Origin of the sequence: Mesorhizobium sp. M0968 (assembly GCF_040319065.1) — a bacterium.
Taxonomy (GTDB): domain Bacteria; phylum Pseudomonadota; class Alphaproteobacteria; order Rhizobiales; family Rhizobiaceae; genus Mesorhizobium.
Map to the genome: position 1 here is coordinate 1 of NZ_JAMYNL010000047.1, position 24,744 is coordinate 24,744.

26 protein-coding genes and 2 pseudogenes are annotated in these 24,744 nt (G+C 61.3%); 11 read left to right on the plus strand and 17 right to left on the minus strand.

The genetic code is table 11. From position 1 onward, the window contains the following. Both NKH67_RS32400 and groES read right to left on the minus strand, forming a co-directional pair. A partial coding sequence (locus NKH67_RS32400; RefSeq protein ID WP_292717624.1) for a TCP-1/cpn60 chaperonin family protein occupies nucleotides 1-187 on the minus strand: 187 nt, incomplete at its 3' end. A gap of 66 nt (nucleotides 188-253) precedes the next feature. Continuing rightward, nucleotides 254-550, minus strand: a complete 297-nt coding sequence (groES, locus tag NKH67_RS32405; protein ID WP_352453535.1) for a co-chaperone GroES — start codon at nucleotides 548-550, stop codon at nucleotides 254-256. Between the two features lie 425 nt (nucleotides 551-975). On the opposite strand from groES, the gene NKH67_RS32410 reads away from it, so the two are divergent. The 3 genes from NKH67_RS32410 to NKH67_RS32420 are packed head-to-tail and all read left to right on the plus strand — an operon-like array spanning nucleotide 976 to nucleotide 1,959. Beyond that, nucleotides 976-1,377, plus strand: a complete 402-nt coding sequence (locus tag NKH67_RS32410) for a S46 family peptidase (RefSeq protein ID WP_353032814.1) — start codon at nucleotides 976-978, stop codon at nucleotides 1,375-1,377. Next, entirely contained in the window at nucleotides 1,344-1,700 is a 357-nt protein-coding gene (locus NKH67_RS32415) for a S46 family peptidase (RefSeq protein WP_353032816.1), read from the plus strand. The genes NKH67_RS32410 and NKH67_RS32415 overlap by 34 nt, the downstream gene beginning before the upstream one ends. Beyond that, nucleotides 1,645-1,959, plus strand: coding sequence for a S46 family peptidase (locus NKH67_RS32420; protein ID WP_353032818.1), 315 nt, complete (start codon nucleotides 1,645-1,647; stop codon nucleotides 1,957-1,959). Before NKH67_RS32415 ends, NKH67_RS32420 begins: the two co-directional genes overlap by 56 nt. A gap of 244 nt (nucleotides 1,960-2,203) precedes the next feature. Here NKH67_RS32420 and NKH67_RS32425 read toward each other — a convergent pair whose 3' ends face one another. The 14 genes and pseudogenes from NKH67_RS32425 to NKH67_RS32490 all read right to left on the minus strand — a co-directional run bounded on the left by NKH67_RS32425 (nucleotide 2,204) and on the right by NKH67_RS32490 (nucleotide 15,384). After that, complete coding sequence (locus tag NKH67_RS32425) at nucleotides 2,204-2,416, minus strand: hypothetical protein (protein ID WP_353032820.1); 213 nt, start codon at nucleotides 2,414-2,416, stop codon at nucleotides 2,204-2,206. 99 nt (nucleotides 2,417-2,515) lie between these two features. Next, the gene (locus tag NKH67_RS32430) at nucleotides 2,516-3,667 is read right to left on the minus strand and encodes a porin (RefSeq protein ID WP_352749279.1); all 1,152 of its coding nucleotides are present in this window, start codon (nucleotides 3,665-3,667) and stop codon (nucleotides 2,516-2,518) included. A 314-nt stretch (nucleotides 3,668-3,981) separates the two neighbouring features. Beyond that, a complete protein-coding gene (locus tag NKH67_RS32435; RefSeq protein ID WP_353032822.1) occupies nucleotides 3,982-4,638 on the minus strand; it encodes an antitoxin Xre/MbcA/ParS-like domain-containing protein in 657 nt (218 codons plus the stop codon). Between the two features lie 628 nt (nucleotides 4,639-5,266). Next, nucleotides 5,267-5,473 (minus strand): annotated as a pseudogene (locus NKH67_RS32440) (NrtR DNA-binding winged helix domain-containing protein); the annotation flags it as partial. Between the two features lie 61 nt (nucleotides 5,474-5,534). After that, nucleotides 5,535-5,801 carry an aspartate 1-decarboxylase gene (locus NKH67_RS32445; RefSeq protein ID WP_353032842.1) on the minus strand — a complete coding sequence of 89 codons (267 nt, stop codon included), beginning with the start codon at nucleotides 5,799-5,801 and terminating at the stop codon, nucleotides 5,535-5,537. Between the two features lie 59 nt (nucleotides 5,802-5,860). Then, the gene (gene bioZ, locus NKH67_RS32450) at nucleotides 5,861-6,844 is read right to left on the minus strand and encodes a 3-oxopimeloyl-[acyl-carrier-protein] synthase BioZ (RefSeq protein ID WP_353032824.1); all 984 of its coding nucleotides are present in this window, start codon (nucleotides 6,842-6,844) and stop codon (nucleotides 5,861-5,863) included. Beyond that, a complete protein-coding gene (locus NKH67_RS32455; protein ID WP_353032844.1) occupies nucleotides 6,841-8,106 on the minus strand; it encodes an adenosylmethionine--8-amino-7-oxononanoate transaminase in 1,266 nt (421 codons plus the stop codon). The genes bioZ and NKH67_RS32455 overlap by 4 nt, the downstream gene beginning before the upstream one ends. Further along, entirely contained in the window at nucleotides 8,106-8,741 is a 636-nt protein-coding gene (gene bioD, locus NKH67_RS32460; protein WP_023679599.1) for a dethiobiotin synthase, read from the minus strand. Before bioD ends, NKH67_RS32455 begins: the two co-directional genes overlap by 1 nt. Nucleotides 8,742-8,752: 11 nt before the next feature. Then, nucleotides 8,753-9,892: an 8-amino-7-oxononanoate synthase gene (locus NKH67_RS32465; RefSeq protein ID WP_353032826.1), complete on the minus strand. Its 1,140-nt coding sequence runs from the start codon at nucleotides 9,890-9,892 to the stop codon at nucleotides 8,753-8,755. Further along, on the minus strand, nucleotides 9,889-10,887 hold the full coding sequence (gene bioB, locus NKH67_RS32470) for a biotin synthase BioB (protein WP_353032846.1): 999 nt from the start codon (nucleotides 10,885-10,887) through the stop codon (nucleotides 9,889-9,891). Before bioB ends, NKH67_RS32465 begins: the two co-directional genes overlap by 4 nt. A gap of 95 nt (nucleotides 10,888-10,982) precedes the next feature. Continuing rightward, nucleotides 10,983-11,837, minus strand: coding sequence for a carboxylating nicotinate-nucleotide diphosphorylase (gene nadC / locus NKH67_RS32475; RefSeq protein WP_353032828.1), 855 nt, complete (start codon nucleotides 11,835-11,837; stop codon nucleotides 10,983-10,985). Continuing rightward, nucleotides 11,837-13,378 (minus strand): L-aspartate oxidase, encoded by a 1,542-nt coding sequence (locus NKH67_RS32480; protein ID WP_353032830.1) that lies wholly within the window; start codon nucleotides 13,376-13,378, stop codon nucleotides 11,837-11,839. The genes nadC and NKH67_RS32480 overlap by 1 nt, the downstream gene beginning before the upstream one ends. Further along, nucleotides 13,375-14,349: a quinolinate synthase NadA gene (nadA, locus tag NKH67_RS32485; protein ID WP_353032832.1), complete on the minus strand. Its 975-nt coding sequence runs from the start codon at nucleotides 14,347-14,349 to the stop codon at nucleotides 13,375-13,377. Before nadA ends, NKH67_RS32480 begins: the two co-directional genes overlap by 4 nt. Nucleotides 14,350-14,415: 66 nt before the next feature. Continuing rightward, nucleotides 14,416-15,384: an NUDIX hydrolase gene (locus tag NKH67_RS32490; protein WP_023722073.1), complete on the minus strand. Its 969-nt coding sequence runs from the start codon at nucleotides 15,382-15,384 to the stop codon at nucleotides 14,416-14,418. A gap of 173 nt (nucleotides 15,385-15,557) precedes the next feature. Here NKH67_RS32490 and panB point away from each other — a divergent pair, with 173 nt between their 5' ends. The 8 genes from panB (at nucleotide 15,558) to NKH67_RS32530 (ending at nucleotide 22,999) form a co-directional block, all read left to right on the plus strand. After that, nucleotides 15,558-16,418: a 3-methyl-2-oxobutanoate hydroxymethyltransferase gene (panB, locus tag NKH67_RS32495; RefSeq protein WP_353032834.1), complete on the plus strand. Its 861-nt coding sequence runs from the start codon at nucleotides 15,558-15,560 to the stop codon at nucleotides 16,416-16,418. Continuing rightward, nucleotides 16,415-17,275: a pantoate--beta-alanine ligase gene (gene panC / locus NKH67_RS32500; RefSeq protein ID WP_353032836.1), complete on the plus strand. Its 861-nt coding sequence runs from the start codon at nucleotides 16,415-16,417 to the stop codon at nucleotides 17,273-17,275. The genes panB and panC overlap by 4 nt, the downstream gene beginning before the upstream one ends. Before the next feature lie 94 nt (nucleotides 17,276-17,369). After that, nucleotides 17,370-18,095: a LuxR family transcriptional regulator gene (locus NKH67_RS32505; protein WP_352881852.1), complete on the plus strand. Its 726-nt coding sequence runs from the start codon at nucleotides 17,370-17,372 to the stop codon at nucleotides 18,093-18,095. A gap of 93 nt (nucleotides 18,096-18,188) precedes the next feature. Further along, nucleotides 18,189-18,839: an acyl-homoserine-lactone synthase gene (locus NKH67_RS32510; protein ID WP_353032838.1), complete on the plus strand. Its 651-nt coding sequence runs from the start codon at nucleotides 18,189-18,191 to the stop codon at nucleotides 18,837-18,839. A gap of 3 nt (nucleotides 18,840-18,842) precedes the next feature. After that, complete coding sequence (locus NKH67_RS32515; protein WP_352496584.1) at nucleotides 18,843-19,217, plus strand: transcriptional regulator domain-containing protein; 375 nt, start codon at nucleotides 18,843-18,845, stop codon at nucleotides 19,215-19,217. A 133-nt stretch (nucleotides 19,218-19,350) separates the two neighbouring features. After that, complete coding sequence (locus NKH67_RS32520; protein WP_353032848.1) at nucleotides 19,351-19,686, plus strand: DUF2285 domain-containing protein; 336 nt, start codon at nucleotides 19,351-19,353, stop codon at nucleotides 19,684-19,686. 813 nt (nucleotides 19,687-20,499) lie between these two features. Beyond that, entirely contained in the window at nucleotides 20,500-22,323 is a 1,824-nt protein-coding gene (glmS, locus tag NKH67_RS32525; protein ID WP_353032840.1) for a glutamine--fructose-6-phosphate transaminase (isomerizing), read from the plus strand. A 460-nt stretch (nucleotides 22,324-22,783) separates the two neighbouring features. Then, a complete protein-coding gene (locus tag NKH67_RS32530) occupies nucleotides 22,784-22,999 on the plus strand; it encodes a helix-turn-helix domain-containing protein (protein ID WP_352453550.1) in 216 nt (71 codons plus the stop codon). Between the two features lie 694 nt (nucleotides 23,000-23,693). On the opposite strand, the pseudogene NKH67_RS32535 reads toward NKH67_RS32530, so the two are convergent. Next, a pseudogene (locus NKH67_RS32535) lies at nucleotides 23,694-24,744 on the minus strand (IS1380 family transposase); the annotation flags it as partial.

The following is a 24,744-nucleotide window of genomic DNA, read 5'->3' on the forward strand; positions in this document are numbered from 1 at the left end:
CAAGCTCGATTTCCTTGGCGACGGTGACGCCGTCCTTGGTGATGCGCGGTGCGCCGAACGACTTGTCGATGACGACGTTGCGGCCTTTGGGGCCGAGCGTGACCTTCACCGCGTCGGCGAGGATGTTGACGCCGCGCAGCATGCGCTCACGAGCGTCGCGGGAGAACTTTACGTCTTTGGCAGCCATTTTTTACTCCTGGGCATTTCGCCCGAAATTCAGATTGGATGGTGCGGATGAAAGGCGGCGGGCGTGTCAGCCGATGACGCCCATGATGTCCGCTTCCTTCATGATCAGAAGGTCTTCGCCGTTGAGCTTGACTTCGGTGCCCGACCACTTGCCGAACAGGATGCGGTCGCCGGCCTTGACGTCCAGCGGGACGAGCTTGCCGACCTCGTCACGGGCGCCGGAACCGATGGCGATGATCTCGCCTTCCTGCGGCTTTTCCTTAGCCGTATCGGGGATGATGATCCCGCCGGCGGTCTTCGCTTCGGACTCGACGCGGCGAACGACCACGCGGTCATGCAGTGGCCGGAAATTCGACTTTGCCATTTTTGGATTTCCCTGGTGCGGATGTTGAACGGTTCTCCGTTGCCGGAGCGTGGTTAGCACTCACCAGAAGCGAGTGCTAACGCGGCAGTGAGATAGGCCGTAGGCTCCTGCTAGTCAAGACGGAAGAGGGACGGGCGAAGAGCAAACGAGCGTGGAAGCACCGAGCCTTTTACGTGAAAGACGTCGGAGATAGGACATGGATGGGGAGGCTCACCATTTGTAATTGAAGCCTTATTCATTTGGCACGATCGGTGCAGCGGGTGATCCGCAAACGTTGGCGCGCGACAAATATGAGAGGTGAGCGCCATCAGGACTCTTGCGGTTAACGGGTCCACTCGGTCTTACGGTGTTGGCCGCCGCGCGGGCGCCAGGACTCCGGCCATCCCGATAGTCACCAATCCAATCTGCGGAGAACAGGAGGCAAGATGACAGCGACAGTCAGCATGAACTCGAATTTGAAATGTTTGGCCAAAGCAACTGCCATCGCCTTGCTCTGGACGGTCACGGCTACGTCGGCGGACGAAGGTATGTGGATGCCGGGCCAGACTGCGGAAGTGGGCGCGGCCATGCGCGCGGATGGGCTCCAGATCGATCCCGCCCAGCTGGGCCGTCTGGACGCTGACCCGCTCAACGCGATCGTATCACTGGGCGGACGCTCCGCCTCGTTCGTCAGTCCACAAGGGCTGGTCGCAACCAATCATCACTGCGTGTTCGAATCCATCCAATACCACAGCAAGGAGGGGCCAGGACTATCTCACAGACGGCTTTCTGGCGAAGAGCCCTGGGTGAAGAATTGCCCGCGGCGCCAGGCAGCCGAATCTATGTGATCGAGGACGTGCGGGATGTGACCGCCGAAATGCTCAAGGGCGTCTCGGACAAGCTGAATGAGTTTGCCCGCTATGAGCGGCTCGCCACGAACCGCAAGGCCCTGATCGCCGCATGGGAAGGACAGCCCAATTGCCGCTGCGACGTAGGGGCCTATTATGGCGGCGCCTCCTACTATCTCCAGCAGAAGCTCGAAATCGAGGACGTGCGCCTTGTCTATGCGCCCGCGCTCGGCATCGGTAACCTTCGGCGGCGAAACGGACAATTGGATGTGGCCGCGCCACACAGGCGACTTCGGCTTTTATCGCGCCTATGTCGCTCCTGATGGTTCCTCCCGGCCATATGCGCGCGACAATGTGCCTTACCGGCCGAAGAGTTGGCTACTCATAGCCTGTGAAGGCGTCAAGGAAGGCGACCTTGTGATGGTCGCCGGCTTTCCCGGCGCAACCCACCAGTTCCTGACGGCGGATGAAGTCCGGTTCAACTTCGCGCAATTCGAACCGCGGTTGCAGCGTTCGCTCTCGGATTATGCCGCCCAGATCAACCAGGCAACGGCAGGCAATCGCGAGGCGCAGATCCATTGACCGCCCGCTTCACAAATGGCTCGGCCTAAAACGCATGGGAAAAGCAGAAAAGGCAACAGATCGGCACCAGAATGAATATGGCCGCGCGAACTGACAGACGCGCCAACGATCGGCATCTCGCATGGTCGGTGGCACTGGACGTGGCGCCCACCCTGCTGGCGTGACTCCCCATCAGGTCGTCGGGGTTTCGCTGGCGAAAAAAACTTCCGCGTGTCTCTGCGCGATTCATCCCGCTTGCGCGTGCCTAGTCAACCAAAAAACTGACCATCTGCAGGATCAGGATCAGCAAAAAAAAGCCAAAGGCAGACGCCAAAACAGCTGCCTGCAGGATGATGCGTTGTTTCTTACCCACAATTCCCCCGGGAGAGAGTCTGATGATAACCCTTAAAAAAAGGGCGCCCGGGAACAGGGCGCCCTTCTCATCGACGAAATGCTCGGATTGGAGGTCCGTGATCAAGCAATTCGCCGAAAACCTCTACAAGCCTCACCACAATGGTTCGGCCGCAAATTAGGCTCGCAGTTAGCGCTCCGAACGCGGCAACGGGCTCTTCAATCCTCAGAACGAGCGCTGGAAGCGGAGCAGACCGCCGACGCTGTTCTTCTTGTCGGCATTGGTCCAGTTAGAGAAGTCCACATCCCCGAACTTGCCAGCGTGGAGGTAGTCGACTTCGGCCGTGATCGTCAGACCAGGAACGATATCGTAGGCGACATTGGCGGCAATGCCGAGGTTCTTCCACTCGTCATACGCCGCCTGAAGGTTGAAAGAGGTCTTCTCGTTGAACTTGTAGGTGCCGCCGCCCCAGACGGCCCAGTTGCCACCCCACTGCTTGTAGAAGCCGCGACCGCCGGCAGGAATAGCGTAGGTCCCATCGGTTAGGTTGTCGTCGGTCCCATAGCCAGCCATAATGAACAGCGACAGTTCGTTGGTGGCGTTCACATCCAAGCGGACCTTGCCGGCTACCTCTTCGTAGTTGCTGTCGTAGGCGATCACGCCGGTGATGGCGCCCCAGCCCTGCGTGTACTTCACGCCGCCGACAAGATGCGGAACGTAGCTGTCGATCGTGCCGACGACGCCAGAACCCTCTTCGAGCGATACCACGGCGGAGAAGCCATTGCCGGCGTCGAAGTAGTACTGCACGACGTTGGTGTCGAAATCGCCGTAGGGAACGAGCGTATCGTTTAGGACGTTGCCGGCATAGCCGATAAACGTATCGAAGGCCGATTCGTCCTTGCCGACGCGAAGGCCACCGAGTTGGATCCAGGCGAAGTTCAGTGTGATGCCCCTGTTGAAGGCATAGTTCTGGGGACTGTCGGGACCCGAATAGGCGTTGCGGTTACCGAAATTGAATTTGGTCTCGGTGTATGTCTTCAAAGTACCGAGTTCGGTTTCCTGGCCGGTCCAAGTCCTTAGGTCAAAGCGGGCGTTCTTGCGCCAGGTGCCCTGGTCGCTGCCGTCTTGGACGTCGTGGGTCCGCGCCCCGTCGTAGGAGCCAACGTCGCCAGCGCTGATGTCGTAACGGACATAGCCGCCGATGCGCAGGCAGGTTTCGGTGCCGGGGATGTAGAAGTAGCCCGAGCCGTACACGTCGCAGATCTTGACGTATTCAGCCGGTTCCGGCTCGGCGACAGTCACCGCGTCGGCGGCGCGGGCGCCGGAAACTGCGATCAGAGCCGCAGCTGAGCCGAGAAGAAGGCTCTTGATGTTCATAATTGATCTCCATTCAATGATTTGAAAAGGGCGAGGACGTCGATGGACGAACCGCTCCCTGTCCCCAGATCGAAAAAGATGCGCATCGCGATGCATCCTTCCCGGCTCGAACGCTATTCGCTGAGCGAATTAGTGCAAGTTCAAATTCCGTCTGCCAACCATATATAGAAGTATCCGTTGCATTATTGCCACTAAATCTATTGTATTTCTTGCACAAATTGAACAACTATACATTTGCACAAATCGCACAATTGGTACATCTGCTTGTGCGCACTTACATAATGCGCGGACAGCCATCGGCATCCGGCCAATTGTCAGATAGATTCAATCAGAGAAACAGCCTGGGCGGCGGATGTAACAACTTCTGTGTTCATACCTTCTCTGAGCAATTCGATAGGGACGCGACCCTTGAGAAGAGGCGAGGGGCTGATCAGCCACAGCCAAGCCAGTCTGGGATCGGAGATCGAGGAAAGGACCTGCCTGATTCCGGGCATAGGCCTGCCGTCGATGAATTGAGCTAGGGGAAATACATGCTTACGGGAGCCTCTCCGAAAGGCAATCACATCATTGTGTTGCTGCCACCAATACAAAGTGGACCGCGGTATTCCAAAACGTCTCTCGAGATGCGTCGACCCCGCAACTGGACCGGCCCATTCTGCAATGCGCGCGCCTTCTCTCGGGCAATCTTTCAGAACCGGATGCCCGAGCGGATGATCGGCTGCCCGTGGTCGCGAAGCGATCTCACCCGCCTGGGCGTTTAGCCGTCGCGCTGCTTCGGCCTCGAGCCTACCAAGAAATTCGGCGGCCACGACGGTCAATTCGTTGGAAGGAGAACCAGAAGGCGCAACAGCAGCCTTGTCACCCTGCTTCGCCTCATCGCATTGAGCAAGAATGCGCTGCACCTCCCTCATGACAAAGCTTGAAAGCTCGGTCTGGCGCTTTTCATCCCCAAGATCACTCGACGCGGACATATCTGGCTTTCCCAATAGCATTCCCTCAGCAAGCCTCCGAAGGAGCGTTGAAGACATGAAGTTGGGGGGGACGGCGATGTGTTGCGTTTTCGTATGCGCGCAACCTAGCAGCCGTCTTGCGGCTTCAACTTTTGCCTCTCAATAAAAAAGGGAAGAACATCAATTGACGACCGTCTTGCCCCCCCCCACGATCGAAACAGACGCACATCGCAGTGCACGCTTCACAGTGGGACGCTATCCGCGATGCTCATTTGTGCAAGTTTAAAGTTTAGCTTGCCAGCTTTATATGATTAGACGTTTCTTTTATGCAACACTTTTCCATTGTTACTTGCACAAATCGAACGTATCGCACATTTGGACGAACTGTACATTCGACGGCGACTTTGACGCACGTGTTTACTGGCGGTATACATCCTTCACCGTTGCCGCAAGGCATTGGCCCACTCGCGCGGCACCTCCTTCACGACAAAGGTTGAAAGCCCGTCCTCGGGCGTTTCATTTCCAAGATCACTTCGATCCACTCATACGGGCTTCCCGAGCGAGACCGTGGGTTCGGACTTGCGAATGAATTTCTCGTTATAATCGAATTGATTATAAGGGTATATTTCTACGTTGAGTATAAAGGATGTCAAGCCCGCGCCAGCGGCAATTTTGTCCGGGCGACCGCCGTTTCGTCGAGGACATGGTGGCGGAAGCGATAAAGCTTCGCCGGCCGACCGCCGGTATCAAAAGCACTTTCGCCGGTCTCCTCCACCAGTTCCTGTTGCTCCATCAACCGGCGAAAGTTCTGCTGAAGCGCCCCTGCCGATGTAATCGTCAACGCCGTCCGCGTCAGCGCATTGCCATCGGCGAAAAGCCGACGACATTGGTGATGACGAACGTAACGATCCGCGGCTTCAGACAGGAATGTGCGCTTCGTCCAGATGGATGGAGTGGGCTGGCAGGTTCCGGGCGGCCGCGCCGTTGAGGATGCAGCATCGAGAGCCGCGCTCGCCGAGGATGACATAGGTCGAGATTCGCGCGCCGGAAGTCTTGGTCCATGTCTCCACGAATCCATTGGCAGGATCCCGGGTTCTTCGCGCGGTCAGGGTCGAGCAGTATCGAACCGTGGTAGTTGAGCTTTGCTCGGTGACGTGGATGCCGTGCAGCTTGCCGGCGACTATTTTCGCATTGGTCCCGTTGTCCTATTCATCTCACAGAGCCAGTGAGCAGCTTCGCTGGGCTAAATCCCGACGACGAGCGCCCCGCCGCTGAGTCCCGCACCTGCCGCCGCCAGGAGTATTTTCTCGCCCGGCCGAAACGGCTCCGCTTGATTGGCGAGCGACAGTGAGAGCGGGATCGTCGCGGCGGAAGAGTTGCCATATTCGGCGATCGTTTTGACGATCAGGTGATCGGCAACGCCGAGGTTTCGCCCGACCGCATCGAAAATGCGAGCATTGGCCTGATGCGGCACGAACCGGTCGACATCCTGCGGTCGCACTCCGGCAGCGGCTAGCGCGCTTGTCGAGCAATCGGTCATCATCTCGACGGCCTTTGCGAACACTTCGCGGCCGTCGGTCATCGTCATTCGGGTTTGCGCGAGGTCGAGGTTACCGTGGAACGGCTTGTTGCTTCCTCCTGCGGGAATCTGGATCAGCCCGTATCGCGAGCCGTCCGAATCCACGGAGGCACCGAGAATCCCCCGATCAGTATCCTCGCAGGGACCGATCACGAGGGCGCCGGCGGCATCGGCAAACAGCACGGCGCTGGCGCGCTCAGAGGGATTGATGCGGCGGCTGAGGATATTGGCGGCGATAACAAGGCTCGATTTGCCGTGCAGGCGGGTAAATCCGTCCGCAAACATCAGCGCATAGATGAAGCCGGCGCAGGCGCCGGTCAGATCGACAGCGCCGGCGCGGCCGAGCCCCAGCCGATGTGCGACCAGGGGCGCGCTGGGCGGCAGGAGGTGATCGGGCGTCGAGGTGGCAAGCAGCAGCAGACCGATGTCGTGGCGCGCAATGCCGGCGCTGGCCAGCGCCATGGCGCCGGCCTGCGCAGCAAGACCAGACAGCGTGTCTTCGTCCGTTGCCCAGAAGCGCGACCGGATTCCAGTACGCCGCTCGATCCAGCCCGGTTCGAGGCCGAGATTGTTCTCAATTTCGGCATTCGCCACCTTTCGGCCAGGCGCATGATGGCCAAACCCGAGAAGGCGCGACAACCTGCTCATGGCTTTGAGCCGAAGCGTTCGCCGGCCTCCTCGATCGCGTCATGGAGCCGATCGAGCTCGTCGCCGGTGACGCAATAGGGCGGCAGGAGATAAAGGACATTGCCGAGCGGGCGCACAAGCAGGCCGAGCTCGAGGAAAAAGGCCCGCAGCTTAGGTCCGATCTCGGCCAGATAGCCGGCAGAGCCGGCGCGCAGGTCGAGAGCCAGGATCGTGCCGATCGTGCGACTGTCGGTGAAGTTGGCATTATCGCGAAAGCGCCGAAGGCCGGCGGCCTGCCTCGCGCTCAGGGTGGCGATCCGCTCGGCCACTGGCTCGTCACGCCAGATCTCGACATTGGCGAGTGCTGCCGCGCAGGCAATCGGATTGGCCGTGTAGGAACTCGAGTGGAAAAACGTCTTCTTGCGATCCGCCGAACAATGAGCATGGAAGATGGCATCGGTGGCAAGCGTGGCGGCCAGCGGGATTGCGCCACCGGTCAGGCCCTTCGAGGTGCACAGCATGTCCGGAGAGATGTTCGCCTGCTCGCAGGCGAACATGCTCCCGGTGCGGCCCCAGCCGGTCATCACCTCGTCGGCGATCAGCAGCGTGCCGGAGGCTTCGGCAATCTTCTTCAATCCGGTCAGAACCGAGGCCGGATACATCAGCATGCCGCCGGCGCCAAGCACGAGCGGTTCGACGATCAGCGCGGCGGCGCGCCGGTCGCGGCTGACGGCCTCGAATCTATCCAGCGTTTCCTGCTCGCGGCCGGCGGCCGGGAAGGGAATGGTGTCGACCTCGAACAGCAAGGGTTCGTAGGCGGCGTTGAACACGCCACGGGCACCGACGCTCATCGTGCCGATCGTGTCGCCGTGATAGCTGTGCTCCATGACGACGATGCGCGAGCGGGGCGCGCCGATGTTGCGGAAATAACCGAGCGCCATCTTCAACGCGACTTCGACGCAGGTCGAGCCGCTGTCGGAATAGAACACCCGGTCGAGGCCGGGAGGAGCGAGTCCGACAAGCGCCTTGGCCAAGCGTTCGGCTGGCTCGTGCGTGAAGCCTGCAAAGATGATCTGGTCGAGGCTCGAGGCGGTCGTCTCGATAGCTTTCATGATGCGGGGATGGCGGTGGCCATGTGTGACGACCCACCAGGAGGAAATGGCGTCCAGAATGCGCACGCCATTGGCTTTGTGGAGATACGCGCCTTCAGTCAGGACGATTTCAGGGATCGCCAGCTCGAGCGCGTGCTGGGTGAAGGGATGCCACACACGGGATTGCGTCATCATTCGCCTCCGGCAATCAAAGCGAGGTCGAAGCCGGCAATCATCGCTTGTCTCAGCGTTTTGTCCGTCAGCGGATCGAGGTGCGGCAGCCTGCCGAGTTGCGGCACGTCGCCGAATTCCACGATCGTCCGTTGCGTATCGGTCATCTCATCGCCGATGAAGGCGATGCCAGCCAGCGGGATAGCGCGCGCCCGCAGGGCTTCGATCGACAGCAGGGTGTGATTGATTGTTCCGAGCGCGGTGCGGGCGCACAGAATGACCGGCAACTGCCATTGCTCGAATATGTCGATGAACCTTGTCCGGCGGTTCAGCGGCACCATCAGCCCGCCGGCGCCTTCGATGACGAGCGGTGTCGGCAGGACCGGAAACGAAAGATCGGCAGCCTCGATCGAAACGTCGTCGATTTCGGCCGAACGATGCGGCGAAAGCGGGCTCTTCAAGCGGTAGGCTTCCGGCAGCACGCGCCCCGACGGCAGCCCGGCAAGTCGCGCAACCGCCTCGCTGTCGGTCTCGCCGTCGAGGCCCGATTGCACCGGCTTCCAGTAGAAGCCGTCGAGCAGGCCGGCAAGCCCGGCCGAAAACACCGTCTTGCCAATTCCGGTGTCTGTTCCGGTGATGACGATGCGCTTGGTCATGTCGCCTCCGGTCATGTCTGGGCCAACACCTCGACGAGCGCCTCGACCATGGCGGAAATGTCGGCTTCGCCGATATTGAGCGTCAGTGAGATGCGCAGGCGCGACGTACCCTCGGGTACGGTCGGCGGGCGAATGCCGCGTATGTCGAAGCCGCGGGCCTGCAGGCGCGCCGCCACTGCCATGGTGCGCCTGACATCGCCGATTACCAAGGGCTGGATCTGAGAGCCACTTGGTATCACGCCGCAGCGATCGACCAATTGGCGGCCTGCGAGGGCAACGCGTTCATGCAGCTGAAAACGCCGCATAGGCTCGTCGGCGAGCATTGCGAGCGCTTCGCGCGCCGCGACCGCCATCAGCGGCGATGGCGCGGTGGCGTAGATGAATGGCCGGCAACGGTTGATCAGATACTGGCACAGTGTCCTCGGCCCGGTCACGAGCCCACCAGATGCGCCGAGCGCCTTGCCGCAGGTGTGGAGCGCGACGATGTTGTCGCGGCCCTCGAAAGCGGCGGCCAGCCCCCGGCCGTCCGGTCCCCAGACGCCGGTCGCGTGCGCCTCGTCAATGACGATGAATGCGTTGTGCCGATCGGCAAGCGCGGCCAGGCTCTCCAAAGGCGCGCAGTCGCCATCCATGCTGTAAAGGCTTTCCACCGCAATCCAGATGCATCCCATGCCGCCTTCGGCGCGCCAACGCGTGATCGCATCGTCGACAGCATCGACGTCGTTGTGCGCGGCCAGCACGAACTGTGCGCGCCCGGCCTGCGCACCCTCATGCATGCTGGCATGGGCGAGCTCATCGAGGACCAAAAGGTCGCCCTTCTGCGGCAGCGCAGTCAGCAGAGCGAAGTTGGCGATGTAGCCGCTGCCGAAGAACAGCGCGCGGTCGGCTCCAAAGAATGCCGCCGCGTCTGCCTCGAGCTGCTCGTGTTCCGGCGCATTGCCGCGCAACAGCCGCGACCCGGTGGCGCCAACCGGCGTGCCACGCGCAATCGCCGCCGCAACCGCTTCGCCAAGTCTTTTGGAGGCGGCAAGCCCGAGATAGTCGTTCGACGAGAAGTCGCGCCCGGCGCGCGGCTTCAGCGTCCGCAGCCGGTCCTTGCGCGCCAGTCCCTGCAAGGTCGCCTCATAGCGGGCAAGCGGTGCCCCGTTCATTGCGCCTCGAGTTCCATCGGCTCGATGCCAAGGCGCCGGAACAGCAGGGTATCCTTGTCCTCACCGGGATTGTCCGCCGTCAGCAGCGTGTCGCCGACGAAGATCGAGTTGGCGCCGGCAAAAAAGCACAGCGCCTGCATCTCGTCGGTCATGGCGGTGCGGCCGGCCGAAAGACGGATATGCGATTTCGGCATCATGATGCGCGCCAGCGCGATCACGCGCACGAATTCGATCGGCTCGATGGGCTTGGCGTCGGCAAGCGGGGTGCCGGGGATCGGGATCAGCATATTGATCGGAACGCTTTGCGGATGTTCCGGCAGGTTGGCCAGCGTCACGAGCATGCCGATCCGGTCCACCGGCTCCTCGCCCATGCCGACAATGCCGCCGCAGCAGACCTTGATGCCGGATTGGCGAACGTGCTCGAGCGTCTCGAGCCGCTCGGCAAAGCTCCGCGTGCTGATGATCTCGCTATAGTAGCGTTCCGACGTATCGATGTTGTGGTTGTAAAAGTCGAGACCAGCCTGCTTCAGTCGAGCGGCCTGCTCAAGATCGAGCATGCCGAGCGTCATGCAGGTCTCCATGCCCAGCGCCTTGACGCCTTCGACCATCGCCACCACCGCATCCATGTCGCGCGCCTTGGGGTTTCGCCAGGCCGCGCCCATGCAATAGCGGGTGGCGCCGGCGTCACGCGCCTTGGTCGCCTCGGCGACGACGCGCCGGACCTCCATCAGCTTCGACGCCTTCAGGCCGGTCTCGTGATGCGCCGACTGGCTGCAATAGCCGCAATCCTCCGGGCATCCGCCCGTCTTGATGCTGAGCAGCCGGCTGAGCTGGACCTTGTTGGGATCGAAATTCTGGCGGTGCACGGTTTGCGCGAGGAAGAGGAGATTGTTGAAGGGGGCATCGTGAAGTGCCCGAGCCTTCTCCAGGGTCCACGCTCCAGGGTCAGGGGATTGAGCCCGTGGCGATGTCTGCGTTGGACTGGCTGTTTGCATGTCCATGCTGTTCCTCCGGTTCTGCCTTGCTTTGCTGTCTGATTGATGACGATCGGAAAGGACAGTTGATTCGATCCTGTCCGTTCCTCAGGCAATCATGAGCCCCAATAGTCGAGGCCGATATCCAGGATCGGCGCGCTGTGGGTCAGTCGGCCGACTGAAATCAGATCGACGCCGGTCGCGGCAATCGCTCGCGCTGTATCGGATGCGATCCCGCCAGAAGCCTCGGTGATAGCACGGCCGCCAACGATTGCGACGGCGCGGCGAAGATCGGCGAGGGACATGTTGTCGAGCAGAACCGCATCGGGAGCGAAGCCAAGTACCTCCTCCAACTGGGCCAGCGTATCGACCTCGACTTCGATCTTGACGAGATGACCGGCCCGTCTTCGTGCTCGCTCGAGCGCCGGGCGAACGCCGCCTGCGATGGCGATGTGGTTGTCCTTGATCAGAATTGCGTCGTCGAGGCCGAAGCGGTGATTGGATCCGCCACCTGCGCGCACGGCATATTTTTCGACTGCCCGCAATCCGGGCGTCGTCTTGCGCGTGCAGACGATCTTCGCGCCATATCCACGAACCGCAGCGACGATCGATGCCGTTGCTGTAGCGATGCCGCTCAGATGACAGAGAAAATTGAGCGCCGTCCGTTCGGCTGTGAGAATGGCCCGGGCCGGACCACTCACCGTTGCAATGACCTCTCCATCCATGACATTGCAGCCGTCTGCCCGCTCCACCGAGATTTCGACATCAGGATCAATCAAGCGGAAAGCGAGCATCGCAAGATCGAGGCCGGCGACAACTCCGGACTGGCGCGCCGCCAGCACGGTTCCCGCTTGGTGTTCCTTCGGGACGATGGCCTCCGTGGTCAAGTCGCCGGCTCTGCCAAGGTCTTCAAGAAGGGCTGCCCTTACCAGCGGCTCAAGCATGACCGTGGGAAGCGGTGAGAACGTCATCACTTTGCCCCTTCGAGGCTTGGCGAATGTCCGAGTTCCCGCGCAGCGGCCAAGGCGGCTTCGAGGGTGATTTCGGACCGTCGGGCGACAGTCGCATGATGAGGAAAGTCTGTCCGGTAATGAGCGCCGCGGCTTTCTTGGCGCAACAAGGCGGCAACCGCGATCATTAGCCCGACAGCCGCCGCATCCGAGGCCGCGTCCTGGCTTTCGGCGAGCGGCAATAAGGCACGTGCGGCTGCTTTCAGACCTTCACCATCCCGGACGATGCCCAGTGCACGCGACAGGAAAACACGCACGGGTATCGGAGCGGGCGATGGGTAAACGTCCGCAACCGCAGGCCTTGTTCTGCGAGCAGGCGTTCCGGCGACACTTTCAGCGACCCAGCGCGCGCACACGACGGCCTCGGTCAAGGAATTGCTGGCGAGCCTGTTGGCGCCATGCAGTCCTGTCGAAGCGACTTCGCCGCAGGCCCACAGCCCCTTGACGGAGGTCCTACCGGAGCCGTCCACGGCAACGCCACCCATGTGGTAGTGTTGGGCCGGACGAATGGGGATGAGATCGCGCGCGGGATTGATGCCGGCTCCACGACAGGCTGATGCGATTGTCGGGAAGTGTCGAGCAAATTCCGGGCCAGGCCGTTGCCGCGCGTCGAGAAAAACACGGTGGCCGTTGGCAAGATGGTTCCAGACGGCGCGCGCCAAGACATCACGAGGCGCGAGTTCCGCCCCTGGCACGCTCTGGAGAAAAGCTTGGCCGGTTTCGTCGATCAGGGCAGCACCTTCGCCGCGGACGGCCTCGCTGAGCAGCACCATAGGGCGTTCCGGGCCGTCAAGCGCGGTCGGGTGGAACTGGATGAACTCGAGGTCGGCAAGGACAGCTCCAGCGCGGGCCGCAAGCGCCAGGCCCTGTCCGCAACTGCCCGAAGGATTCGTGGTGTCGAGAAACAGTCCCCCGATCCCACCGGTGGCGAGGACGACCCGCCGTGAGCCGAAGAAGACAGGTCCTATCGAACCGCTCGCCCAGACGCCTCGGATCGCATTCTCTCGCACCGCCAGCCGGCGCGCTTCCACGCCCTCCACGACAACAATCGAGGGAGTGGAACGCACAGCCGCGATCAGGGCACGCATGATCTCACGCCCGGTGCCGTCACCATGCGCATGAACGATGCGACGTCGGCTGTGTGCGGCCTCCAATCCGAGGCACAGTGATCCTTTCGACGTACGGTCGAAGGGAACCCCAAAGCCCGCAAGCCCCTCTATCGCCTTGGGCGCGGCTTGGAGGATGCGGCTCGCCACGTCTGTGTCGCAGAGACCATCCCCGGCGGCAAGCGTATCGGCCAGGTGCAGTTCCGGATCGTCGTCTTCGCCGAAACTGGCAGCCAGACCACCCTGAGCCCAGGTGCTCGAATTGTCAGCTCCCAGCAGCGTCCTGGACAGAAGCAGCACCGGCTCCGGCGCCAGTTGAAGCGCGGTCATCAGTCCGGCGATGCCGCCACCGATGATGATGGGCCGCCCGAAGAAGCTGCGGACATCCGCGCTCAAATTGCCAGCATCCGTTCGACCGCAAGCCGCGCGCGCCCGGCGATCCCGGGTTCGATGGTTACGATATGGTGGTTCTGCTCGAGCGCCATGCGGATGTTGGCAAGCGTGATCCGCTTCATGTGCGGGCACAAATTGCAGGGCCGGATGAACTCGACCTCTGGGTGCGCTAACGCGACGTTGTCGCTCATCGAACATTCCGTCATCAGCACGACACGTGCCGGCCTTTGCCTCTCGACATAGTCGGACATGGCAGCGGTCGAGCCGGAAAAATCTGCTTCAGCCACGACGTCGGGCGGGCATTCGGGATGCGCGAGCACGATCACGCCGGGATGACTTTCGCGCAACTCGCGGATGTCGGCCGGTGTAAAGCGCTCATGCACCTCGCAATGGCCTTTCCAGGCGATGATCTGCACATCGGTCTGGGCGGCGATATTCTGGGCCAGATATTCGTCCGGCAACATGATCACCCGGGGAACGCAAAGGGATTGGACGACCGCCTTGGCGTTGCCGGATGTACAGCAGATATCCGACTCGGCTTTCACTTCGGCCGACGTGTTGACATAAGTGATGATCGGCACGCCGGGATAACGCTGGCGCATCAAGCGCACGTCTTCTGCCGTGATAGATTCCGCCAACGAACAGCCTGCCCGCAGGTCGGGAATGAGCACCGTCTTTTGCGGATTGAGCAGCTTGGCCGTTTCGGCCATGAAATGTACGCCGGCCAGCACGATGACTTGCGCCTCGATCGTCGCAGCCGTGCGGGCCAGTGCCAAGCTGTCGCCGACGATGTCGGCCACGCAATGGAAGATCTCGGGGGTCTGATAGTTGTGCGCCAGGATGATGGCGTTGCGCTCGCGCTTCAGTGCAAGGATCGCCTCGATATCCTCGACGAAAGCCGGCCATTCGATCGGCGGGATCACTCGTCGGACGCGCTCGTAGAGAAACGCGGTCGCAGGCAGCACGGCGCTCATCGACCCCTCCAGCTTATACTCTAGTTGAAAATAACTAGCATATACTTGCTGTGAGTATAAGCGATGTCAACCCCGCGCCAGCGGCAATTTTGTCCCGGCGATGACCCTCTCGTCGAGAACGGCGTGGCGGAACCGGTAAAGCTTCGCTGGCCGGCCGCCGGTCTCCGCGGTTGCCTCTCCGGTCTCTTCGACCAGCTCCTGCTGCTCGATCAGCCGGCGAAAGTTCGGCTTACGCACGAGCCTGCCGGCAAGCGCCTCCACGGTTCGCTGCAGCTGCAAAAGCGTGAAGACCGGCGGCATCAGCTCAAAGACGACCGGCCGGTATTTGATCTTGGAGCGCAGCCGCGCAATGCCGGTCGCCACGATGCGGCGATGATCGGCGACCATAGACTTGCTGGGCACCAGCGGAGGCAGCGTCGCGTCCCGTCCGCTTCCGGCCTCTTGGACCAGGCCTGCTTCGTAGACTAACTCGTAGCGTTGAAGCGTGAGTTCCTCGTTCCAAAGGCGGTCGTCGAAGCCGAAGGCTATCGTCGCCCGCTGCCAGCGTTCACGTCGCGTGGCCGCGTCGCTGACGCCGTCTGCCCATTCAATCAGGCGCGGTCGCAGAACGTCCAGCACGACCGGAGGCGTGCCGGAGCGGTGGTCCTCCCATGGAAAATATTCATACCAGCTCTGCCAGCCGCACTTGGGCGAGCCAGCTGCCTGTTCCTTGCGGGTCAATGCGAGATAGCTGATGGAGATGACGCGCTGCTGGCGCTCGGCGCCGATGCGATCCCGATCCGCGAAGGTGTAGAGTTGCTCAATATACCCCAGCGGATGGCCGGTCTGCTGCTCGACCCACCCCCTCAAACCGGATTGCAGCGATCGGTGCTCAAGCGCAAATGGTCCGGAGGGCAGGGTGTCCGCCTGGCCGATGGTGAGGACACAGGGTTCACTGTCGTTTACGGCGACGACAAAGGCGATCAGGTCCACTTTGACTTCGTCGGCCTTGACGGCGGCTCTGTCTTTCCTGGGTCCTTTTGCCTGATCGTCCATGTTCGCGAAAGTGGTTGGCCAGCTCGGGGGCGCCTGAATCGATTTAAGTGTAAGCGCGCCTGTCCGCACGTCAACACCGCACAGCTGCACGGCCATTTTTAGCTCTTCGCACTTGCACAAAAATGTGGCAAACGCGACACCCGCGGTTGGTAACGTTGGGGAAGGAGGATCCATTGAGTGCGTTTGGTGACACCAGGGCGGTCACACCGCCGGATATTCGTTCGCGCAAAGGTGGGACGCCGCTCGTCTGCCTTACCGCCTACACGACGCCAGTCGCCCGGCTTGTCGATCCCCATTGCGATGTGGTGCTGGTCGGCGACAGCGTCGGCATGGTTCTCCACGGCCTGCCCTCGACGCTCGGTGTGACGCTGGAGATGATGATCACGCACGGCCAGGCCGTGCGCCGTGGCCTCGAGCAGGCGCTGATGGTCGTCGACCTGCCGTTCGGTTCCTTCGAGGAAAGCCCCGAGCAGGCTTTCCGCAATGCCGCGCGCGTCATGGCCGAGACCGGCTGCGCGGCCGTCAAGCTCGAAGGCGGCGAAACGATGGCAGAGACGATCGGCTTCCTCGCCGCGCGCGGCGTGCCGGTCATGGCCCATGTCGGCTTGACGCCGCAGGCGATCAACACCATCGGTGGCTACCGCGTGCAGGGCAGAGGCGGGGATGCCGAGCGCATCAGGCGCGACGCGCTTGCGGTGAGCGAAGCGGGCGCCTTTGCGGTCGTGCTGGAGAAGGTTCCCGAGGCGCTCGCCCGCCGGATCACCGGGGAGGTGGCGACCCCGACCATTGGCATCGGTGCCTCGGCAGCCTGTGACGGCCAGATTCTCGTCGTCGACGACATGCTGGGCCTCTTCGGCGATTTCCGGCCCAAATTCGTCAAGCGCTATGCTGAAATGGGGGAGGCCGCTGCGGCTGCGATCGCGGCCTATGCGCGGGAAGTGAAGGAGCGCCAGTTTCCGGCCGCCGAGCACGTGTTTGCCGATGCGCGCAAGCCCGCCGACGCGGACGCGGCCAAGAGCGGAGAAGCAGCGTGAGCGTGCCGATTGTCAGGAGCGTTGCCCGGCTTCGCCAAATCGTCGCCGCATGGCGCGGCGAGGGCGTGGGGATTGCCGTGGTGCCAACGATGGGCGTCCTGCATGAGGGCCATCTCAGCCTGGTGCGCGCGGCACTCGAGAAGGCCGACCGGGTGATCGTGACGCTCTTCGTCAACCCGAAGCAATTCAACAGCCAGGCCGATCTCGCCGCGTATCCGAGCACCGAGGACGAGGATGCCGCCAAGCTGGCACCGCTTGGCGCGCACCTGCTTTATGCGCCGGATGCAGAGGAAATGTATCCGGCGGCCTTCGCCACGACCGTTTCGGTGTCCGGTGTCAGCGAGGGCCTGTGCGGTGCCTTCCGGCCGGGACATTTCGATGGCGTGGCGACCGTCGTCGCCAAGCTCTTCCTGCAGACCAGCGCTGACTTCGGCTTCTTTGGCGAAAAGGACTTTCAGCAGCTTCAGCTAGTCAGGCGTATGGCCCGGGACCTGGATATTCCAATCACCATTGTTCCTTGTCCGACAGTCCGCGAAGCCGACGGTCTTGCTCTATCATCGCGCAATGTCCGGCTCTCGCCAGCAGAGCGTGCTGTTGCCCCCAAGCTACCATCGGTCTTGCTCGAGACGGCTGAGCGGCTTGCCCGCGGCTCGCCCGTCCTGCCAACGCTTGCCGAAGCGCGCGCAGCAATTCTGGCTGCGGGCTATCGCGAGGTCGAATACCTGGAACTTCGCGACGAGGCAGATCTGCGACCCATGACAAGCCTTGACCGACCTGCACGCTTGCTTGTCGCGGCCTGGCTCGGCGGCACACGGCTCATAGACAACGTCAGAATATCACGGGTTTCAACAGATTAACGGGGTTCTCGGCACGCGCTGTATCCGTCCGGGATCGTTTAAAACAAGGTCTCTGCCTGGCATCGAGCGATCACGGAGGTTACGCAAAGCGCAAATGCATCGCGTGTTTGAGAACTTCGTCGAGCAACTGTCTGCAAGTGTTGATGCTGCCGATCTCCGTGAGGCAATGGCATCCGCTGCAGCCGGCTTCGATTTTCCGCTATTCGCCTATTTCACTTACCCGTCGGCCTCCGGCGACGCCCCGCAATTGATCTCAAACTATCCTTCATCCTGGACATCACGTTATCTGCAACAGCGGTACCACAGTCTTGATCCGGTCATCCTGCGCGGGCTGCAAGGCTGGGATACCTTCGATTGGGGTGTGGATCGCGCTCGGCACTGTCTGCCGAATTCGCAGCAACAAATTCTGGAGAGTGCGGCTGAGTTTGGCATCCGCGGCGGCCTGACGATGTCCATGCATGATCATCGCGGCCGGTTTGCTGCCCTGACCTTTGCTTCCGACGAGTCCCGTCCGCCTCTGTTGCGGTCACTGACACGTTACGAAAAAGCATTGCAGCTGGTGGCCATCAACTTTCATATCCATGTCCGGCGCAGGCTCGCCGACGATCGCGTGGTGGATGGTGTAACGCTCACCCCGCGGGAGTTCGAGTGCCTGAAATGGGCGGCGCGCGGCAAGTCGGCTTGGGATATCAGCCAGCTTCTCGGCGTCTCAAAGCGCACCGTGACCTTTCATCTGGAAAACGCCAAGGCAAAACTTGGCGTTCGAACGATCAACCAGGCCGTTGCACGACTGGCTGCCTCCGGCCAGGCGAGATCCTGATTCTTCGGCCACGATAGCTGTAAACCTCTACAGGCTGCATCGCTGCCAGCTTTGCCCTTCGATGGCGGGAACACATCCCGCACGGAGGCGACCATGATGCAGCTGATAACACCAGACCTTTACAACGAGTTCGCAAGCGAGCTCAAAGAGATGCACGGGCTCAGGTTTCGGGTGTTCAAGGAAAGGCTCGATTGGGAAGTTGATACCGAAGACCAGATGGAAACAGACCCGTTTGATGGTCTGAAGCCTGTCTATCTGCTCCTCAAGGGATCCGACTGGCGAATTCGCGGTTGCGTGCGTCTTTTGCCCAGCACCGGACCCACAATGTTGCGCGACACGTTCCCGGTGCTGCTGGGTGCTGACGTCGTGCCCTCGACCTCCGACATATGGGAGAGCAGTCGTTTCGCGCTCGATCTCCCTCCGTCGGCGCCCAAGGCAGCGGGCGGACTGGCCCAGGCAACCTACGAGCTCTTCGCGGGCATGATCGAGTTCGGCTTGGCCAAGGATCTGACCCGGATAGTAACGGTGACGGACACGCGCATGGAACGGATCCTTCGCCTCGCGACGTGGCCATTGTCGCGCATCGGACAACCCAAGTCCGTCGGCAAAACGGAGGCGGTGGCCGGGTTTCTCGAGATTTCCCGCGCGAGCCTTTTGCGCATCCGCAGCAGGGGACGTCTGAGCGGACCGGTACTGTGGCAACCGGTTCTAGGCCGTCGGCATAGCGCCATTGTGGACACCTGAGCCGTGAAGGATGCTGGTCTGCCCAAGGAAGCGACGGTCGGTCTTGTATGCTGGCCGGACTGGCGTCGTCACGAAGCTTACCACTACGCCAGACGATTGCCACGCACTGCCTGGGCCTGGGAGTTTCTTCGGCGCAATCCACAATTTCAGCGCGACCACGCCAAAATGGCACCGTCCGCCTACATTGTCGGAGCCCAGGCCGACATGAAGATAATCGAGTTGACGACAGGATCATCTTTCCTAAGACAATGGAGCCTCCTTTTTCGCGGACGCGCCACAGTCGGACGCTACGTCGGCAAGGGTCTTTTGGGATCCGCGCGACTGCGCCCGTATTCTACGAGCGGCCGCGGAGCCGGTTGGGCTCGACCACGATTTTGAACCGCTTGATCTCCCTTCGCTCTCATGCTGCAAGGACATCCTGCTGACACCTGCCGGCGTGCAGCACGTGCTGCTGAGGGAGGACTGCCGGAGTCTGCAGATCGCCCTTTCCGGTGCATCCGTTCTCCGCCCGATGCGGCTATATGTCGACGCGATCGTGCAGCCGCAGCACCTGAAGTTCCATGTCGCTGCCCTTCAGTTCCTGAACGACATCAATGGTTGCGGCCGCCTGGCAGCTGCTTGCTTTCCGCCGGAACCCCGCGGAGCGCGTCTGCGTATCGTGCTCCAGGCTTTGGATGGCTCGCTTGCAGGAGCATCTCATCAGGAGATCGCCATTGCCCTGTTCGGGAGACGCCGTGTCGAAGAAGATTGGTCTCATCCAGGTAGCCATCTTCGCGATCAGGTGCGTCGCGCCATCCAACGTGGCCGCTACCTGATGGGCGGCGGCTATAGACAGTTCCTGAGGTAATTGGGGTGACAGCTTGGTGATTGTCTTATTCGAAAACGCGCAGGCATCAATCTCCATTTCTCACTGCTATTGTGCCTTGTACAAGACGTGACACGCGCCTAGTTCTTCCGCTGCGGGAATCGGGTTTGAGTAATACGGACGAAGCACTGAGAACCAACGTTTTCGTGATAGTGCATTCATGCCCCGAGAATCCTGATGACCGTTACGAACCCCGACAAAGCCGGCGCTGACTGAAACGGTCGCTGAACGTGCTCTGTGGCCTGCGCCGCCAGACTCTCGGTTTCGGCTATGCCGACTAACAGCGTATTGATAGGCCATCGCGGGCTAAGCTCTACCGGCGAAAGCCGCGTCAAAGCGGCAGGCAATCAGAAACTAGATCGGCGGCGACGATGATTATGATCAACGTGACGAACGTGAATCATGCCGACGGCGCCGACGTTGCCGATGATGATGATGCCGACCATGCGTCGCTGATGCTGCCTAACTACAGTGCTGTGTGATCATGCCGATCACCGCGTGACCACGAGCGGCGGCGGTTCGTGGTCAGGTGCGTGGCCGGGATGATCGCGCATGGCCGATTGTTCCTTCGTGCCGCGGGGTGTGGGCTTGCGTTCGGTCATGAGGACGTCAGGCGCAACGAGGAAGTTAGATCAGGGCCCCAAACGCGTCTTATCCATGGGGTGGATGATAGCTATCCCTACAATCAATTATACCAATATTACCCAATACTACTAGAAGATCTCCCAATGAAAGCGGCCGGATGGGTATCCGTCTCGCGTGGGCTGAAGCTGCCGGCAAGAATGGAAGACGAACATGTGCGGGATTGTTGGCATCGTTGGGCAACAGCCGGTGTCGGATCGGTTGGTCGACGCATTGAAGCGTTTGGAATATCGCGGCTATGATTCCGCCGGCGTTGCGACGATCACCGAAGGTGCCTTGCACCGCCGGCGCGCCGAGGGCAAGCTCGTCAATCTCGAGAGGAGACTGAAGGAAGAGCCGCTGAGCGGCAACATCGGCATCGGCCACACGCGTTGGGCAACCCATGGGGCCTCAACGGAACGCAATGCGCACCCGCACTTTACCGACGGTGTCGCCGTCGTCCATAACGGGATCATCGAGAATTTCACCGAGCTGAAGGACGAATTGGCGGCGGCTGGCGCCGAGTTCCAGACCGATACCGACACCGAGGTCGTCGCGCATCTCTTGGCAAGACACCGCCGGGAGGGCATGAGGCGGCAAGAGGCGATGCGTGCCATGCTGAAACGCGTCAGGGGCGCCTATGCGCTTGCCGTCCTCTTCGAAGATGATCCGTCGACCATCATGGCGGCGCGCAACGGACCACCGCTGGCGATCGGTCACGGCGACGGCGAGATGTTCCTGGGCTCCGACGCGATCGCGCTCGCTCCCTTCACCAATGAAATTACCTATCTCATCGAGGGCGACTGGGCCGTTGTCGGCAATTCGGGCGCCCATATCTTCGATTTCGACGGCCATCCCGTCGAGCGTCCGCGCCATACCTCCACGGCCGCGGCCGATCTGGCCAACAAGGGCACTCATCGCCACTTCATGGAGAAGGAAATCTACGAGCAGCCCGAAGTCATCGCCCATGCTCTCCGTCACTATAGCAACATCATAGAGAATCGCGCCGACACGGTTTCTGGCATCGATTTCGCCAGGATCCCGAGCTTGGCGATCTCGGCCTGCGGGACCGCCTATCTCGCCGGACTGATCGGAAAATACTGGTTCGAGCGCTATGCGCGCCTGACAGTTGAAATCGACGTTGCGTCCGAATTCCGTTACCGCGAGATCCCGTTGTCGCCGCAGTCGGCGGCTCTTTTCATTTCGCAGTCCGGCGAAACCGCTGATACGCTCGCATCGTTGAGGTACTGCAAGGAGCGTGGGCTGAAAATTGGCGCTATCGTCAATGCCTGCGAATCGACCATCGCTCGGGAGGCCGATGCGGTCTTCCCGATCCTTGCCGGACCGGAGATCGGCGTCGCCTCCACCAAGGCGTTTACCTGCCAGCTTGCCGTTCTAGCCGCACTCGCCATCGGCGCCGCCAGAGCCCGCGGGACCGTAACCGAAGACGAGCTGCAGGCGCTCGTCAGGAGCCTCGCCGAAGTGCCGCGCGTCATGGGCCAGGTACTCAACAGCATCCAGCCGGAGATCGAGTTCCTGTCGCGCGAACTGTCAAAGTGTCGTGACGTCCTGTATCTCGGCCGTGGCACCAGTTTCCCGCTAGCGATGGAAGGTGCGCTGAAGCTCAAGGAGATTTCCTACATCCATGCCGAGGGCTATGCGGCGGGTGAATTGAAGCACGGTCCGATCGCATTGATAGACGACAACATGCCAGTGATCGTCATCGCGCCCCATGATCGCTTTTTCGACAAGACCGTCTCCAACATGCAGGAAGTGGCTGCCCGTGGAGGGCGGATTATCCTCATCACCGATGAAAAAGGGGCAGCCGCATCGAAAATCGACACCATGCACACGCTCGTGCTGCCGGCTGTCGACGAGATTATCGCGCCGATGATCTTCTCGCTGCCGATACAGCTTCTTGCCTACCACACGGCGCTCTTCATGGGCACAGATGTAGACCAGCCGCGCAATCTCGCAAAATCGGTCACGGTCGAATGATTGTGAACCTTTATAGGTGGCGATGCTTGTCCATCTTCGCTGCATCGGCGGTGGAAATTGGTCGAAGGTATCAGCGTCCGCGAGGCTGGGTGGACGGTGCCGCGAATAGCCACTGGAGGCGTCAGTGAGAGTTCGAGTTGCTGTTCAAGAAAGCCATCGGGGAGAATGAGTCGTGTAGGATCGCAGGTCGAATGCGCTACAGCCGATCAGGCCATCTCATGGCGGGCAGGTTCTTAGAACTTGATCAGAAGCAGGTGAGCCGCCATATTCCGACCCGGCTGCCAATTTCAAGTGGCCCATTCCATGGATGAGGCCGGTCCGGCCGAATGGACGTCCATTTTTTTGATTTGCTGGGTGTGCGCCAGGGTCGGGGAGGAAATCTCCCGATTTGTCAGGCGCTCCCATCTTCTTGGAGATGTTTATGAAGGATTCGCGCATTCCCGAGCCAGTCTTGACGGCTATGTCGCAGGGGACCCACATCATCCGCGCTTATCGTGAGCACCTTGGGTATTCAATCGAGGACCTCGCGGTCGCGTGCGGGCTTGCCGCTCAGGAAATCCAAAACATCGAGCGGGGTCTAAAGTACAATAAGGGCTATCGGAATCGGATAGCGAGATCGCTGTCCATACCTGTGGGAATTCTTGAGGCAGAGTCGGACATATCGGACGCCGCCTGATCAGTCGGATAATCTGCAATGGGTGGAAGACCGCTCTTGTGATGTGACGTTTGCGGCTGATAGTCGTCGCTTGATTCCGTTGGACGCGAATGCCTTCCGGCGCAGTACCGCCAAGAGAATTCTCGTCCACTGTCCGAGTCAGGAACTGCACGCGGGCTCGCCGAACAGGAAGTTGGAACGCTTCGTCATGCTGTCTTAGGCGATATAGCCGCCCGGAGTGCTGCGACACGTGCAGGATAGCATTGGCTCGCGAGGATGGATTGCTAACGGCGAACCCATGCTGGTCGGCAAGGCGATACTGGCTGGAGCATCAACTCGGCCGACGAGAGTGGCCCCCCATCCTAGGCAGGATCGGCCGACATGGCCGGCATCGCGAGCCGCTCTGAAAAGAGCACAGCGGGCATCCAGACGCTGCCGGGTTGACTATGGGTGTCGGAACCGCAAAAAGGGGCCGCTCTTCATGAGTGGCGTGCGCCGGCAGTCTAACCCCAAGCCCCCCGCCAGGCTGCCGGCGCGCTTCTAGCCGCCTTGATGCACGGCGATAAGCTTTTGACGGCCTGAAGCGACGTTGTGGTCGCCGTTGCGGTGCTTTTCCACGCGCCTCGTCAGGCGCCGGGATTGCTCCGTCGTGATGGCAGGCGGGGGTTTGCAGGTTGCGGTCGACGGGTTCGTTTCGGGGCGTCTGCCCCCGTCGTTATGTCGCGAGTTGGGGGATGCGATCGAGGACGATGCGCAGGATGCGCTGGTCGGGGCACGATGTCGGCAGGTGCAGGCGGATTTGCGATTTCATCTCGACCACCCGCGCAGCGATTTTGATGAGGCGCAATCGCAGCGTGTCGAATTGGGCGACGGCAAAGCTCGAGCGCCTCGGCATCGCGGCCCGCAAGCCCCACATCAACCAGTAAGCACCGGCATGCAGGAATAGCCGGAACTGGTTGGCCGTCGCTCTGGTGCAGGATGTGCGGTCGGCGGCAAGATGCGTCTTCCACGACTTGATGTGGTTCTCGGCCGCGCCGCGCCGGCAGTAGACATCCTCGTAGAGCGCCTTGGCCTTCCCACCGGCAAGGTTGGTGAGGACGAAGCGGATATCGCCACCTTGGGCGCCGACCTCGACCCGCGCGATGATGCGCTCGACGCGGCTCCAACTAGCGGCGCCGTCAACGAACTCCTTGAACCTGCGGACCTTGCCTGTCTTGGCCGACGCTTCGAAGCGCGCCGTCGTGCTGGCCTCCAGATCCGCGACATGCTTGCGCAGGGTCGTGGTGGGCGCGAGGCCAAAGATGAAGTCGACGTCGTTGGCGCGGCACCAGTCGATGACCTGCGGGTTGCAATAATGGCTATCGCCGCGGAGCAGGATTCGAATGTTCGGCCAGTTGATCCGGATCGCCCGCACCAGACGGCGCAGGTGGGGGCGGATCTCAGCCCCACTCGGCCGCTTGGCCGGTCGCAGGATCGCGCTGACGAACCGTCCCGCACCATCGAACACGACGATCGGCTGGAAGCCGTACTCGTCATGGTGGGCATTGAACAGGCGAAGCTGTTGGCCTCCGTGCACAGCGTCGAAGGTGTCGTCAATGTCGAGTACGATCCGCTTCGGCACCTGCCGGAACGAGGCGCAATACAATCGACCATCGCCCGCCTTATCGCGACCAGCTCCCGCACGCCGGGCAGGTTCTCCAGCCGGCACAGCGTCGATTGCGACGCCAGATCCCGACCCGACGGCAGCGCATCCTGGGCCATCTTGA

What these genes read in the sequence shown, in the direction of transcription:
- NKH67_RS32410 (WP_353032814.1), top strand. Translation starts at nt 976, where the DNA reads ATGACAGCGACAGTCAGCATGAACTCGAATTTGAAATGTTTGGCCAAA.
- groES (WP_352453535.1), bottom strand. Translation starts at nt 550, where the DNA reads ATGGCAAAGTCGAATTTCCGGCCACTGCATGACCGCGTGGTCGTTCGC.
- nadA (WP_353032832.1), bottom strand. Translation starts at nt 14,349, where the DNA reads ATGAGCGCCGTGCTGCCTGCGACCGCGTTTCTCTACGAGCGCGTCCGA.
- NKH67_RS32510 (WP_353032838.1), top strand. Translation starts at nt 18,189, where the DNA reads ATGATGCAGCTGATAACACCAGACCTTTACAACGAGTTCGCAAGCGAG.
- NKH67_RS32530 (WP_352453550.1), top strand. Translation starts at nt 22,784, where the DNA reads ATGTCGCAGGGGACCCACATCATCCGCGCTTATCGTGAGCACCTTGGG.
- NKH67_RS32505 (WP_352881852.1), top strand. Translation starts at nt 17,370, where the DNA reads ATGCATCGCGTGTTTGAGAACTTCGTCGAGCAACTGTCTGCAAGTGTT.
- NKH67_RS32490 (WP_023722073.1), bottom strand. Translation starts at nt 15,384, where the DNA reads ATGGACGATCAGGCAAAAGGACCCAGGAAAGACAGAGCCGCCGTCAAG.
- NKH67_RS32465 (WP_353032826.1), bottom strand. Translation starts at nt 9,892, where the DNA reads ATGAACGGGGCACCGCTTGCCCGCTATGAGGCGACCTTGCAGGGACTG.
- nadC (WP_353032828.1), bottom strand. Translation starts at nt 11,837, where the DNA reads ATGACGTTCTCACCGCTTCCCACGGTCATGCTTGAGCCGCTGGTAAGG.
- bioB (WP_353032846.1), bottom strand. Translation starts at nt 10,887, where the DNA reads ATGCAAACAGCCAGTCCAACGCAGACATCGCCACGGGCTCAATCCCCT.
- NKH67_RS32520 (WP_353032848.1), top strand. Translation starts at nt 19,351, where the DNA reads ATGCGGCTATATGTCGACGCGATCGTGCAGCCGCAGCACCTGAAGTTC.
- glmS (WP_353032840.1), top strand. Translation starts at nt 20,500, where the DNA reads ATGTGCGGGATTGTTGGCATCGTTGGGCAACAGCCGGTGTCGGATCGG.
- NKH67_RS32435 (WP_353032822.1), bottom strand. Translation starts at nt 4,638, where the DNA reads ATGTCCGCGTCGAGTGATCTTGGGGATGAAAAGCGCCAGACCGAGCTT.
- NKH67_RS32420 (WP_353032818.1), top strand. Translation starts at nt 1,645, where the DNA reads ATGTGGCCGCGCCACACAGGCGACTTCGGCTTTTATCGCGCCTATGTC.
- bioD (WP_023679599.1), bottom strand. Translation starts at nt 8,741, where the DNA reads ATGACCAAGCGCATCGTCATCACCGGAACAGACACCGGAATTGGCAAG.
- NKH67_RS32455 (WP_353032844.1), bottom strand. Translation starts at nt 8,106, where the DNA reads ATGACGCAATCCCGTGTGTGGCATCCCTTCACCCAGCACGCGCTCGAG.
- NKH67_RS32430 (WP_352749279.1), bottom strand. Translation starts at nt 3,667, where the DNA reads ATGAACATCAAGAGCCTTCTTCTCGGCTCAGCTGCGGCTCTGATCGCA.
- bioZ (WP_353032824.1), bottom strand. Translation starts at nt 6,844, where the DNA reads ATGAGCAGGTTGTCGCGCCTTCTCGGGTTTGGCCATCATGCGCCTGGC.